Source organism: Parafrankia sp. BMG5.11, from assembly GCF_004337455.1.
This window is the reverse complement of record NZ_SJXI01000021.1, coordinates 139,154-151,889: the sequence shown is the minus strand read 5'-3', so window position 1 is coordinate 151,889 and position 12,736 is coordinate 139,154. Positions and strand designations below refer to the sequence as shown.

Sequence of the window (12,736 nt, the reverse complement as noted above, 5' to 3'; positions counted from 1 at the left end):
GTTCGACTGCGGCGATGCGCACCGGGCTACCCATAGACCAAAGGTGTGATCGGTAGATCTATGTAATTGGCTGCGGACGGACCACACAGCGTTCACGATCGAGGGTGACCCGACCGGGATGCGAGGAACCGGGAGGCCACATGGAGGCTGAGTTCGGTGTTGGCGCCGCGATGGCGGTGGCCGCGGTGCCCGGTGCGCCCGCGACCCCGACCGCGACCGCCGCGACCGCCGCGACCGCCGCGCCCGCCGCGACCGCCGCGGCCGTGACCGCCCCTGCCGTGACCGCCCCTGCCCCACGCTCACCGCTGGCCAGGGCGTTCGACGGCGCGCTGGTCGCGGTCGGCGCGACGGCGGACCCGGGGGAACGGGTCGCCGCGTTCGTGGACCTCGTCCGGAGGTACCAGGAACCTGGTCGGCACTACCACACCCTGCGGCACGTGGCGGAGACGACCGCCGCCTTCCACCTGCTGATCGCCGCCGACCGGGCCGAGGCCGCCGAGGTGCGGCTACCGGTCTGCCTGCTCGCCGTGCACTTCCACGACGTCGTCTACGACTCCCGGGCGCGGGACAACGAACAGCGCTCCGCCGAGCTCGCCGCCGGCGTCCTGACCCGTCTCGGCTGCCAGGCCGAGGCGATCGCCGACGTGTGCCGCCTGGTCGAGGCCACAGCGGGGCACCGGGCGGTGTCCGTCGACGAGGCGTTCGTCAACGACGCCGACCTGCGGGTGCTCGCGCGTCCCGCGCCCGCCTACGACCGGTACGTCCGCCGGGTGCGCCTGGAGTACGCCTGGGTCGGTGGCGACACCTGGGCCTCCGGGCGCGGCGCCATCCTGCGGCATCTGCTGGACGGGGAGATCTACGCGACCTCCTGGGCCCGCAGGCACTGGGAGCCGGCCGCCCGCGCCAACCTCAACCGCGAGCTCTCGGCGCTCTCCCTGACCTGAGGGCTGTCTTCGGCCGCCGGCGCGGATCACCTTCCGGCCACGGCCGACCGTCGCTGGCCGGAGCGGAGACAGAGCCGGTCGTCGATGCGGAGTCGCCGTTCGGCCGATGCCCGCGACGGGCGTCGGCCGGCACGATCATCGCCATGATTCGTGTCGAGTCGCTGACCAGACGTTACGGGGTGTCCACCGTCGTACGGGACGTCTCCTTCACCTGCGAACCGGGGACGGTGACGGGCTTCCTCGGCCCGAACGGCTCCGGCAAGTCCACCACACTGCGCATGATCACCGGCCTGACCAGGCCGGACGCCGGCCAGGCCACCGTAGACGGACATCCGTTCGCCGCGCTGCCCAACGCCTCCCGCGCGGTCGGCACGCTGCTGGACGCGTCCGCGACCCACCGCGGCCGCAGCGGCCGGGCGATCCTGCGGACGGCCGCGGACATGGCCGGCGTCCCCCGCCGGCGGGTCGAGGAGATGCTCGACCTGGTCGGTCTCGCCGGCCCGGCGGCCGGCCGCCGCTCGGGTACCTACTCGTTGGGGATGCGCCAGCGGCTCGGCTTCGCCCAGGCGCTGATCGGCGACCCGTACGTCCTCATCCTGGACGAGCCGGCGAACGGCCTCGACCCGGAGGGCATCGCCTGGATGCGCCGGCTGCTGCGGGAGTTCGCCGCGCGCGGCGGGACGGTGCTGCTGTCGAGTCATCTGCTCGGCGAGGTGCAGGCGACCGTCGACCGGCTCGTGGTCATCGCCGCGGGCGCGGTGGTGGCGCGCGGGCGGCTGGACGAGCTGCTCGCCCCCGCCGGGCTGATCGTCGGCGCGCCGGACCGGGCCGCGCTGGCGGCGGCACTGTCCCGGGCGGCGATCCCGTTCACGCCGAATCCGGACGGGGCCCTGCTGGTGGACGTCTCGTCCGGCACGACCGCGGCGGACGTCGCCCGGGCCGCCGTCGGCGCCGGCGTGCTCGTGACCGAGCTGCGCCCGGCGGACCACGGAACCCTCGAGGACCTCTTCTTCTCGCTCACCGCCTCCCTCCCCACGGATGTGCCCGCCGGCACCGGCACCGTTGCCGCCAGCTCCGTTGCCGGCTCCGCCGCCGGCACCGCTGCCCGGACCGAGGTGGCCCGATGACCGTCACCGCCACGAGAACCGGTGGCCCCGGCGCGGTGGCACCGCGGCCGGCCGCCGTCCCGATCCCGTTCGCCCGGCTGGTGCGGGTGGAGTGGGACAAGTGCCTGGGCACCCGCGCCACGCGATGGCTGCTGGCCGTCGCCACCGCCGTGTCCGTCCTGTGCCAGCTGGTCCCGCTCCTGCTCCCGGACGACGTCGACCAGTGGGCATCGGTCTATCTAGGCCTCGGCTCGGTCGGGTTCGGCGTGCTGCTGCCGGTCGTCGTGATCCTGGCGCTGACCAGCGAGTGGACGCAGCGCACGGTGCTGGTGACCTTCACCCAGGAGCCACGCCGCGCGCGGGTGCTCACTGCGAAGATCACGGTCGGCGTGATCCTGGCCCTGCTCGCGGTCGTCGCGACCTTCGTGATCGCGCTGGGCGGGATGGCGGTCGCCGAGTGGGGGCTGGGCCGCTCGGTCGTCGCCGACCGCCCGTGGAGCCTGCTCGTCCTGGGGCTCGTGCTCGCCTCGGTGGTCGGGACGGTCTCGGCGATGGGTTTCGCGGCGCTGTTCGGCTCGAGCGCGGCCGCGATCGTGAGCGTCTACCTCATCCCGACCCTGTGGGGCGTCGTCTTCTCGTTCGGAGTGCTGCGGAAGCTGAGTCCGTGGCTGGACAGCGCGCAGTCGGTGACCTGGATGCAGGAGGCGCGGTTCGACGGCCATCTCGGCCAGATGGCCGTCTCGTCTGCGCTGTGGGTCCTGGTGCCGCTGGTGGCCGGCTTCGTCCGCACCCTGCGCCGCGAGGTCTCCTGACGGCCTCACCTGCCGGTGGCGGGTGTCGGACGTCCGCCAGGCGTCGGATGCCCGGCGGGCGGGCTGCCGGCGGGCGGGCTGGTGGCGGGCGGGCTGGTGGCGGGTGTGTCGCCGGAGGAGCGGCGGGCTCGTCGGCGTAGCAGCGCGGCGACGCCCGCCCCGGCCAGCAGGACTCCGCTGAGCACCGGCCCGGCGGTGAACTCGGCCGCGTCCGGTTCGAGGCCGGGCCAGACGAGGGCGAACAGCAGCAGCGAGCAGATGGCCCCGACCGCGCTGGTCAGCAGCGGGAAGCGGCGGACGCCGGGCAGCCCGAGCAGCGCGAGCCCGCCCAGCACACAACCGAGGACCGCGCCCGCGAGCAGCGCCGCCCCGACGGAGTGGACCACGACGGCCGGCAGCCACCCCGGCTGCCACGACCACGAGTCGCCGTTCCAGCGCAGGCGCTTGCCGCCGCCCGCGCCGGCCGTCCCGAGCGGTGCGCCCGGCCAGACCAGCAGGTGCACCAGGCCGTGGGTGACGATGACGAATCCGCCGGCCCAGCTGGCGCCACGTCTGACCGCGCCGCGGCCGACCGAGTCTCGGCTGACGGGGCCACGGCTTACCGAGCCCTCGCTGACCGGGCCGAGGGTCACCGGGCCACGCTCACGCCGGTTCGCTCACTGCAAGGTGACCGCGTCGACGTCGGACCCGGCGTCGGCGCCCGGCCCTTCCCAGCCCGCCGGATCCTCCCGGCGTGCCGGATCCGTCCAGCCGGTGGCCGCCGAAGGAACGGTGGAGGCGGGCGTGTCCGCGGAGAGCGCGTGGAGGTCGCCGGCGGTGGCGGTACCCGACTCGGCCGCGGCGGCGAGCACCGTCGCGGCGAGGACGGGGTCCAGGTCCGGTGGAACCGACCGCAGATCCAGCAGGCAGCAGCCCTGCTCGACCCGTCCGAGGACGGACGGGCGGCCGCGGCGCAGGAAGGCGGCCAGGGCCGCGTCCAGCGCGACGGCCGCACTCGGCAGGCCGCTCTCCCACACGTCCGGCCCCGACCCGTAGACCGTGTGGCCGCCGTGGCCCGCTCCGGTTCCGACGGCGCCGCGGCGCACGGCGGCCCCGGCCCGGGCGGTGTCGTCGATGCCGTCCGAGCCGACGACCGCCCGGCTGGTCACGGCGGAGGCAGGGACCCCGGACTGCCGCAGCCAGGACGCCAGCCGCTCGGCCCGGTGCCGCAGCTCGGCGGGCTCGGCGCGCAGCGACCTGCGGACGGGGTTGTCCCCGGTGCCCAGCGTGGCCTCCAGTGCGGCCAACGTCAGTTTGCCCACCCGCAGGGCGCGGGCGAGCGGATGCCGGCGCAGCCGGTCGACCAGGTCCGCGCGGCCCAGGACGAGGCCGCACTGCGGCCCGCCGAGAAGCTTGTCGCCGCAGGTGGTGACCAGGCTGACCCCGCAGCTCAGCCAGGTCGAGGCGTCCGGTTCGTCGGGCAGGGTGGGCTCGGGGTGCAGCAGTCCGGATCCGGGATCGCCGACGAGTGGCACACCGCGGCCGGCGCACAGCTCGGCGAGATCGGCGAGCGCCGGGGCCGTCGTCAGCCCGACGACCCGGTAACTGGGCGGATGTACCCGAAGTACGAAACCGGTGCCTGGCCCGATGGCGTCGGCGTAGTCGCCGAGTGTGGTCCGATTTGTGGTCCCAACCTCGCGCAGCCGGGCTCCGGTCGACGTCAGCAGCTCGGGCAGGCGGAGCCCGTCGGCTGTCTCGATGAGCTCGCCGCGGCTGATGACTATCTCCCGGCGGCCCGCGAGCGCCGCGGCCGACAGGATGAGCGCGGCCGCATTGTTGTTGACCACGTGCACGGAACGGGCCATTGGCACGGCCGCGGCCAGCGCGGTCATCGCCGTGCGGCCGCGCCGGCCGCGGCGACCCGTGACCAGGTCGACCTCGACGTCGCAGGTCCCGGCCGCGGCGTCGAGCGCGGTGCGGGCCGCCGGGGACAGCGGCGCGCGGCCGAGGCCGTCGTGCAGGAGAATGCCGGTGGCGTTGATCACCGGGCGTGGGCCTCCGGCCTGCCGGGCGGGCGCCACCAGCACGGCGGTCGGCGCGGGCGTGGTGAGGAACCGCGTCGGCTCGGTAAGAGGTCGACCTGGATCGTCGGTCACCTTGAGTGATGTTAATGGCCCTTATCTGTGATGGATGGTTGGCTCTCCGTCGTCTGTCCCCGATGCGTGGCCTGACTGTCGTCCTGAGACGGGATCGCCGTGGGTTCCGTCAGGGCGTTGTTGGGGGTAGCTTCGGAGCTGAAGGGGAGTAGCCCCGCCGTGTGGCCACCGGCCGTGTCCGATCGCCGCGCCCGTGTCACCGCGCTCCGTGCGCGGCGGATGCGCCGCGGTCGTCGGGCCGCCGGGGAGCCGCACGGTCCGGCGCGTCGACATACTGGCCCGACCTGTTCGGGCCCGGCCGTCGGGCCTGACCTCCGTCAGGTGGGCGAGACCTTCGATCTGGCTGTCATGCCGGGTCGAAGGCGGCTCCCGTCCCGGCCCGGCTCCAATGAGAGGGACCCGAGCCGTGAGCCTCACCGCCGTACTTGTCACCTTCGGTGTGATCTTCCTGGCGGAACTGCCTGACAAGACGATGGTGGCGAGCCTCGTGCTGGGCAGCCGCTACCGTCCCCTCTACGTCTGGACGGGTGTCGCGGCCGCCTTCGCGATCCACGTGACAGTGGCGGTCGCCGCCGGCAGCGCGATCTCGCTGCTGCCCGGGCGGCTCGTCGACGCGGTCGCGGCGGTGCTGTTCGCGCTCGGCGCGGTGCTGGTGCTCCGCGAGGGACGCGAGGAGACCACGGACGAGTCCGAGCCCAGCCCGGCCGAGGCGCTGCCCGCGCCGAGGGCTGCCACCGTGGTCGCGGAGCCGGCGGGCGGTGCCGGTGCGGCTGGCGGTGCTGGCACCGGGCATGCGTCCGGCCCGGTTCCCGCTGCGGAGCCGAGTTCGGCGCGCCCGGCGAGCGCGGACCCGTCGCGGTCCACGTTCCCGCGGGTCGCGGCGACGTCCTTCGCGGTCGTGTTCGTCGCGGAACTCGGTGACCTCACACAGTTCTCGACGGCGAACCTCGCCGCCCGGTTCTCCGCGCCGGTGGCGGTGTGGCTCGGCGCGGTCCTCGCGCTGTGGACCGTCGCGGGTCTGGCCATCGTCGGCGGTCGTGGGCTGCTTCGTGTCCTGTCGGTAAAGGTGATCACGCGGATCGCCGCGGTCGCGTTCACGGCACTGGCGCTGATCTCGCTCGTGGACGCCATCCGCGGCTGACCGCCCGGCACGGGCCCGGTTCGCCGGCCGAACGCGGCGCGGCAGACTCCGCACATGCCGCCGCGACGCAGGACCGACCTTTGGCAGCCGCTCCCTCCGGCCATCGACGACCAGCCCGGGAGTGCCGCCGCGTCCGCGGGAGGTGGCCGCCGGGTCGTCCGTGGAACCGTCGACGACCTGGCCGCGGCCGTCAGCGAACTCGACCCGGACGCCGGTGGCCTGACCGGGACGACGGTGGAGTCGATCGTCCTGGCCGGCGCCCGTGTCCTGGGCGGGCGGGTCACGGGCCTGCGGTTGCGCGACATGGTCGCCGATCAGGCCGTCCTGGCCGGCATCGTGCTCGACGGGGGCGGCGCGACGCGGGTCCGGGCCACCGGCGGCCGGGTGTCCGGCACGGTGTGGATCCGCGGGGAGCTCAACGACGTGGTGTTCGACCAGGTACGGGCGGACGGGCTCGCGCTGCGGGCCTGCCTGCTGCGCCGGGCGCGGTTCGTGAACTGCGACCTCTCCGGGCTGGATATGACGGACACACGGCTCGACCACGTGCGGTTCGAGGACTGTGATCTCAGCTCCGCGATCTTCACTGGTACGCAGATCGCGGCGGCTCAGCTGCGGGGATGTCGTTTCGACGGCGTGGTGGGAGCCGATGGCCTGGCTGGAGCCGAGGTGGACTCGTCGGACCTGGCGAGTCTCGCCGGGCCGATGGCCGCCGCGCTCGGAATATCTGTGGTCTGAGCGTTTCCGCCCGTACCTGGGTTGTGCCTGGTCGCGTTCGGTGTAGCGGGCGATACCGGTGCTGGAGTGATACAGGCGGACCGCGACCGCGACCGCGACCGCGAGGCCGCCGGTCGCGCGCGTGACGGCCGTCGCCTGAGGTACCCGTGGTCCGGAGGCTCGACCCCGACCTCCGGTCCGGATGACCGATTCGGATGTCCTTAGTGGGAATTCTCCTGATTTCGGGTGAAGGTGGAGGATCGCCGGAATGCGGAACGTGATGAAAGGCGCGCGGACCCATGAACGGGATGTTTCCGCCCTGCTGGGAGACCTCGCGACGGTCCGTGCTTATATCGGTGCGTCGATCGCGCTTGTGGCGATGTGGACACGAAGAGTGCCCCAATACGCCCGATCGAACCGGTGGCGATGGGGCTGCCGGCGGACAGCGGAGGGAACGGCGACGAGATGATCACGGAGGAGGGCAGCTGCGGTGCCTGGCAGCGCGTGCCCGAAGAGATAGCGATACGGCTCGACGATGTGCCAGGAGCCGCGTACGAGGTGCCCAGCGAGGTGACCTGCGCGCTTCAGCAGGGCCACCCGGACAACCACATGGCGGTACTGCAGGGATGGGGGAACGAGGAGGTCTGGCTGTCGTGGTCCGCCCCGAGGACCATCACGGCTCCCGGGTGCCGCGCCGAGGGGATGACCTGCCTGCTTCCGACCGGCCATCAGGGCCACCACTATGTGATCATGGCTGACGTGGTGGAGGACGAGGGCCCGTACTGGGTCGCCGACCGCGCCGATCTGGACACGCGGCGGGCCGGCGTCCCCGGGGGCTGACCGACCTGGCTGTTCTCCGCTGGCAGGCAGTGGCCCGGCAGTGGTGTCCCGCCGCGGGCACCTGCGGTTTCAGGGCCGCCGCGGGCATCGGCGGCTTCTGGACCGCCGCCGGTACCAGCGTCTTCAGGGCCGCTGCCGGTGCTGGCCGAAGACGAGGACGACCTCGGTGTCGGTGACGAAGTCCTGCAACCGGGCCTCGGCCGGCACGGAGGCCAGCGCCTGGCGCAGGCCTCCGGCCGTCGTGCCCTCGGTCGCCACGACCGTGAGCCGTGAAGCGCCCCCGGCCGGCTCGGGTGCGGCCCGGAACGCGGCCGGCCGCGTGGAGACGATCGTCATCAGGTGATCGACTATGCGGAGGATCTCGTCCGGCTCGAGGTCGACGAAGGCGGCACGGCCCGGTTCCGGCGGTTCGATCCGCAGCCGCACGGTCACCTCCTCCTCCTTGCCTTCCGTGTCCTCGTCGTCCGTGATCTCGTTGTCGCTATTGACGTGAGCGCCCCGGGACCCGCCCGTGGGCCCAGTCTCCGGACGGCCCCCCGAACCGGGCGTCACGGTGACGGTGACGGCGGTCCCGTCGACCCGGCCGACGAAGATCCTGGTGTCACTCGGGAACGTCGGGACGTCGGTCGGGGCCGTCGTGGTGCCGGTCGGGGAGATCGCCGGATCCGAGGGTGACCCGGAGTGAGCGTCGCGCGGCCCGGTGGCCGGGGCCGTGATGGGGCTGGGGGTGGATCGGGGCATCGTTACTCCTGTCCGCGGCCGAGGGATTGCTCGATCGCTGTTCACGGGACGACGCTCTCATGTGAATTTCGGCCATTACACCCCGCGGGCCGGGGAGCTTTACCCGGCATCCGCCTTTCCTCGACGGATCGGCGGCGGAGATCGGTGGAGGTGGCCGCGGTGGGCCGTCCCGCGTGAAACAGGACCACCGTGAAACAGGACCACAGAGAGACGCAAATTCCGCCGGTCGGTTGCTCCACGTAAACCAGATTGCTTCAGGTAGCTGTTCTACGCCATCGGGTGTCAGCGCAGGCCGGGGGAGATCGCTGTGGCCGCTCCCACGCCCGCCCACGGCGAAGACGCGGACGGATGAAAACGTGACGGACGCGCGGGTGTGAGCCCGATAGCGGAGGGGTAGTAGCTGGATTATCGCGCTTGTCAGGAGCGCGTCGCGCCGCGGGAGGCAGGCCGGCCGTGCTTCCCGCCCCGCACCGTCGTTTCGGCCGACAGCGGAGCCATGGTCCCCAGCGTGCGTGTGGAAGTGACAGGTCGGGACGCTGTCGTGGTGCACCCGGTTGGCGAGATCGACTACTCGTCACTGGAACCGCTGCGGGAGGCGTTGCTCGACGCCCGAATCGCCGGAGTTCGTGAGATCGTCGTCGATCTCGAGCAGGTCTCGTTCCTGGACTCGCAGGGGCTTGCCGTGATCCTCTACGCGCACCAGCGGCAGCGGTCCGCGGGCGGGCGCCTGATTCTGCGAAACCTGAACGAGAACACCTACCGGCTGCTCGACGTGACCAATCTGACGACCGTGATCGACGTCGACCACGGCTCGGTCGCCGTCCCGAACGGCACGCGCTCCAATGCTGCGCGTCCGAACGGCATGCGGGCGAGCGGCGCGCGTGGCATGGAACGGTGGCCGGGAGTGGTGTCGCGCCGCGGAGCCTGAGCTGCCCGGCCCCTGAACGGACCCGTCGCTGCGTCCATCCACGGCACCGGGCCTAGCCGCGCGCCGGGTGCCGGTAGGAGACGTCGGCGGCGTGCCGGCGGAACCCGAGCCGGGTGTAGAGACGGACGGCGCGCGCGTTGTCCTCGTCCACGTAGAGCATCACCGAGGCCAGGCCGATGTCGCGCAGGTGCCGCAGACCCACGATCGTCAACGCCGCGCCCAGCCCGGTGCCCGCCGCCGCCGAGGCCACTCCGACGACGTAGACCTCACCGATCGGCCCTGGTTGCCCGGCCGGCTGGTCCGGCGCGGCGGGGTGCTCGGGTACCGGGTCCTGCGGGTGCACCTTGGTCCAGTGGAAGCCGAGCAGGGCGCCGTTCCGTTCGGCGAGGAAGAAGCCGGCCGGGTCGAACCAGGACTCACCCTCCCGCGCACGCAGGTCGTCCAGCGTCCAGCGGCCCTGCTCGGGGTGGTCGGCGAAGGCCTCGGCGTTGACGGCGAGCCAGGCCTCCTCGTCCACGCCCACTTCGAAGGCCCGGATCGTCACGTCGGCCGGGATGATGGGCCTTGGCAGATCATCCGGATCACCGGGGCGGGCCGAAGCCAGGGGCCGGCGCAGCTGCAGGAGCACCCGCTCCCGGTCGAACCCGTTGCGCGCGGCCAGCGCGGCCGCGGCCGGTGTGTCCCCGTGTGCCCAGATGTTCAACGAGACCGGTGACGTCGTCGCGAAGAGGGCGTGGACGAGCGCGGTGCCGACTCCCCTGCGGCGGTGGTCGGGATGGACAACCAGCTCAGCCTGCCGCTCCATGGCCGTGCCGCCGAGCGCCGCGTAGCCGACGACAGCCGAGCCGGCGCGGGCGACCAGGTGCTCCACGCCGCCACCGACCGGGCCGGGGCGGAGGGCGAGGCGGACGTCCTCGGAGACGCCGCCGTTGCCGTCGGCCCGCTCGGCCGCGGCCAGCAGGTCGGTGATGGCGGCGATGTCGGCCACATCGAGCGCGCGGAGCCAGCTCAGCGAGGTCACCAGTCGACGTTAGTGCGTCCGGGCCGGACATTCGCCCGGCACGAGGACGTTCCCCAGAACGTCGATCTTCCCGGTACCGGTGTCAATGTGACGAGCGCCGGCGGGGGGCGGTGGCGGCGGGACCTGTGTCCCGCCCGGTCGCGGCGGAGCCTGCGTCTGCACGTGACCACGAGGTTACGTCAGGCGTCAACGGACGCCGACCATGGCTGTCCGTGACCGGTGGCGGAAGGCGCCGGTGGCGCAGGGCGATGGTGGCGGAAGACGCCGGAAACGCCGAAAGGGTCCGGCGGTCGTCGTCACCGACGACCGTCGGACCCTTTCGGAACGCGCGCGGTGGTGCTGGCGCGAGCCCCGTGCCTGTGGAGCAAGTGGCGCCTGTGGAGCGGGTAGCGCCAGTGGTGAGGTCAGACGCGCTCGGGGGTGCGGATGTCGTCCCGGTCCATACGGTTGGCACCGGACTCGGGCAGCGGCGAGATCGGCGGCGCCACGAACTTGTAGCCAACGTGGCGGACGGTTCCGATCATCGCCTCGTGCTCGGGCCCGAGCTTCGCCCGCAGCCGGCGGACGTGCACGTCAACCGTGCGGGTGCCGCCGTAGTAGTCGTAGCCCCAGACCTCCTGCAGGAGCTGCGCGCGGGTGAAGACCCGCCCCGGGTGCTGCGCGAGGTACTTGAGCAGCTCGAACTCCTTGAACGTGAGCTCGAGCGGACGTCCACGCAGCTTGGCGGAGTAGGTGGTCTCGTCGACCGACAGGTCGCCGGACCGGATGACCCCGGCCTCGGCCGTACCGCCGGCGGCGGCGACCCGCCCGATGGCCAGGCGCAGCCGCGCCTCGACCTCGGCGGGACCCGCGGTGTCGAGGACCACGTCGTCGACGCCCCAGTCCGCCGACACGGCGGCGAGCCCACCCTCGGTGACAAGGGCGAGCAGCGGGGTGGTGAGCCCGGTGGTGCGCAGCAGCCGGCACAGGCCCCGCGCGATCACGAGCTCACGGCGGCCGTCGACGACGATCACATCGACCGGCGGTGCGTCGAGCAGTGCGCTTGCCTCCAGCGGTGCCACCCGGACCGTGTGCGTGAGCAGGCCGAGCGACGGGAAGGACTCGGCTGACGGACCGGGGGCGTTGGTGAGCAAAAGGACGACGCTCAAGACGGCTCCTCCAGGTGCGGTGTGTGTTGGGGCAGCGTCGACCCAGCGATCCTTGTCTCCGGTGTCCCACGTTCCACGACCGTCATGGGCATGAAACGAGCACCGGTCCATGGGGAGGATAGCGGAGTGCCCTACTCCGCTCCTACTGTCTACCGACTTCTTCCCACCGCAGACGCTGAGATCCTGGCCACGGAGCTGCGTAATCGTGTTCCCGCGGTGACAGACCCGCACGGGGTCTGCGTCGTTCTCGTCCACGGGTTCTCCGGATCGATCGGGCGACCCGCGCTGCGTGCTGTAACAGCCGGATTGCGCACGCACGTGAGTGTGCTGTCGATGGACCTGCGAGGTCACGGCAGATCGACCGGCACCTGCACTTTCGGGGACCGCGAAGTCCTGGATGTCGACGCGGCGGTAGGCGAGGCGCGACGGCTCGGCTACCGCGAAGTGGTCACTATGGGGTGGTCCATGGGTGGTGCCGTGGTGGTCCGGCACGCGGGGCTGGCAGCCGGCGGCGAGCCGGCGCACGGGCACCGGGTCCGGCACCGTCCGGACGCGGTCGTCGCCGTCAGTGCCGCGAGCCGGTGGTTCGTCCGCGACACGGCGCCGATGCGCCGCATCCACTGGTTCGCCGAGACGGCGTCCGGACGAGCCGCGGCCCGGGTCGCCCTGGGCGTGCGCATCGCCGCGCAGCCATGGCCGGCGGTGCCGCCCTCGCCGGTCGAACTCATCGGACGGATCGCGCCGACGCCCGTCCTGATCGTGCACGGTGACCGTGACTCGTACTTCACGCTCGAGCACCCGCGGGCGCTGGCCGCCGCGGCCGGCCCGACCGGGCAGCTGTGGGTGGTCCCGGGATTCGGCCACGCCGAGGCCGCCGCCACCGCGGGCCTGCTCGACCGCATCGGCGCCCACCTGCCCGATCTGCTGGCCGGCCGTCCCGAGTGGTCGGCGCGCGCGGGGCGCATCGCCGGGGAGACGGCCGAGGGCCTGGGGGCGGGTCTCGACGCTGGCCGGGGGGTTGGCCGGGGCCCGGGAGGTGACACGTCCCCAATACTGGGCGAACCGTCGTCCGGAGTCCTGCGGCCACCGGTCGCGCGGCGGGGAGCGGCGGGGGAGTGGCGTCGTTCCGGCCCTGGCCGAGGGAGCCGGTCACGACGCGGTTGACGTGGATTGAGTCGACGTGGACTGACCGGACGCGGTCGACGT

At 73.0% G+C, this 12,736-nt stretch carries 13 protein-coding genes; 8 read left to right on the top strand and 5 right to left on the bottom strand.

The annotated features are described in order from the left end of the window. Nucleotides 1–140: 140 nt before the first annotated feature. The 3 genes from E0504_RS17005 to E0504_RS16995 all read left to right on the top strand — a co-directional run bounded on the left by E0504_RS17005 (nucleotide 141) and on the right by E0504_RS16995 (nucleotide 2,862). Nucleotides 141–944, top strand: coding sequence for a hypothetical protein (locus tag E0504_RS17005; RefSeq protein ID WP_131625083.1), 804 nt, complete (start codon nucleotides 141–143; stop codon nucleotides 942–944). Between the two features lie 143 nt (nucleotides 945–1,087). Beyond that, nucleotides 1,088–2,071: an ABC transporter ATP-binding protein gene (locus E0504_RS17000; RefSeq protein WP_243657533.1), complete on the top strand. Its 984-nt coding sequence runs from the start codon at nucleotides 1,088–1,090 to the stop codon at nucleotides 2,069–2,071. Further along, nucleotides 2,068–2,862 (top strand): ABC transporter permease, encoded by a 795-nt coding sequence (locus E0504_RS16995; protein WP_131625082.1) that lies wholly within the window; start codon nucleotides 2,068–2,070, stop codon nucleotides 2,860–2,862. The genes E0504_RS17000 and E0504_RS16995 overlap by 4 nt, the downstream gene beginning before the upstream one ends. Before the next feature lie 5 nt (nucleotides 2,863–2,867). Here E0504_RS16995 and E0504_RS16990 read toward each other — a convergent pair whose 3' ends face one another. Together E0504_RS16990 and selA are read right to left on the bottom strand one after the other, a co-directional pair. Beyond that, entirely contained in the window at nucleotides 2,868–3,494 is a 627-nt protein-coding gene (locus tag E0504_RS16990) for a hypothetical protein (protein ID WP_131625081.1), read from the bottom strand. A 24-nt stretch (nucleotides 3,495–3,518) separates the two neighbouring features. Beyond that, a complete protein-coding gene (selA, locus tag E0504_RS16985; RefSeq protein ID WP_131625080.1) occupies nucleotides 3,519–4,997 on the bottom strand; it encodes an L-seryl-tRNA(Sec) selenium transferase in 1,479 nt (492 codons plus the stop codon). Between the two features lie 406 nt (nucleotides 4,998–5,403). Here selA and E0504_RS16980 point away from each other — a divergent pair, with 406 nt between their 5' ends. The 3 genes from E0504_RS16980 (at nucleotide 5,404) to E0504_RS16970 (ending at nucleotide 7,692) form a co-directional block, all read left to right on the top strand. Then, nucleotides 5,404–6,138: a TMEM165/GDT1 family protein gene (locus E0504_RS16980; protein WP_112106923.1), complete on the top strand. Its 735-nt coding sequence runs from the start codon at nucleotides 5,404–5,406 to the stop codon at nucleotides 6,136–6,138. A gap of 54 nt (nucleotides 6,139–6,192) precedes the next feature. Continuing rightward, the gene (locus tag E0504_RS16975; protein WP_235014134.1) at nucleotides 6,193–6,873 is read left to right on the top strand and encodes a pentapeptide repeat-containing protein; all 681 of its coding nucleotides are present in this window, start codon (nucleotides 6,193–6,195) and stop codon (nucleotides 6,871–6,873) included. A 444-nt stretch (nucleotides 6,874–7,317) separates the two neighbouring features. Beyond that, complete coding sequence (locus E0504_RS16970) at nucleotides 7,318–7,692, top strand: hypothetical protein (protein WP_071066584.1); 375 nt, start codon at nucleotides 7,318–7,320, stop codon at nucleotides 7,690–7,692. A gap of 123 nt (nucleotides 7,693–7,815) precedes the next feature. Here E0504_RS16970 and E0504_RS16965 read toward each other — a convergent pair whose 3' ends face one another. Next, nucleotides 7,816–8,433, bottom strand: coding sequence for a hypothetical protein (locus tag E0504_RS16965; RefSeq protein WP_112106924.1), 618 nt, complete (start codon nucleotides 8,431–8,433; stop codon nucleotides 7,816–7,818). 496 nt (nucleotides 8,434–8,929) lie between these two features. Between E0504_RS16965 and E0504_RS16960 the strand changes: the two genes are divergently transcribed. Beyond that, entirely contained in the window at nucleotides 8,930–9,361 is a 432-nt protein-coding gene (locus tag E0504_RS16960; RefSeq protein WP_235014135.1) for an STAS domain-containing protein, read from the top strand. Between the two features lie 52 nt (nucleotides 9,362–9,413). On the opposite strand, the gene mshD is transcribed toward E0504_RS16960, so the two are convergent. Together mshD and E0504_RS16950 are read right to left on the bottom strand one after the other, a co-directional pair. Next, nucleotides 9,414–10,382, bottom strand: a complete 969-nt coding sequence (gene mshD, locus E0504_RS16955) for a mycothiol synthase (RefSeq protein WP_112106926.1) — start codon at nucleotides 10,380–10,382, stop codon at nucleotides 9,414–9,416. 404 nt (nucleotides 10,383–10,786) lie between these two features. Then, nucleotides 10,787–11,530, bottom strand: a complete 744-nt coding sequence (locus tag E0504_RS16950) for a response regulator transcription factor (RefSeq protein ID WP_020463598.1) — start codon at nucleotides 11,528–11,530, stop codon at nucleotides 10,787–10,789. 126 nt (nucleotides 11,531–11,656) lie between these two features. Here E0504_RS16950 and E0504_RS16945 point away from each other — a divergent pair, with 126 nt between their 5' ends. Continuing rightward, nucleotides 11,657–12,694, top strand: a complete 1,038-nt coding sequence (locus tag E0504_RS16945) for an alpha/beta hydrolase (protein WP_243657532.1) — start codon at nucleotides 11,657–11,659, stop codon at nucleotides 12,692–12,694. The last annotated feature ends 42 nt before the right edge of the window (nucleotides 12,695–12,736 follow it).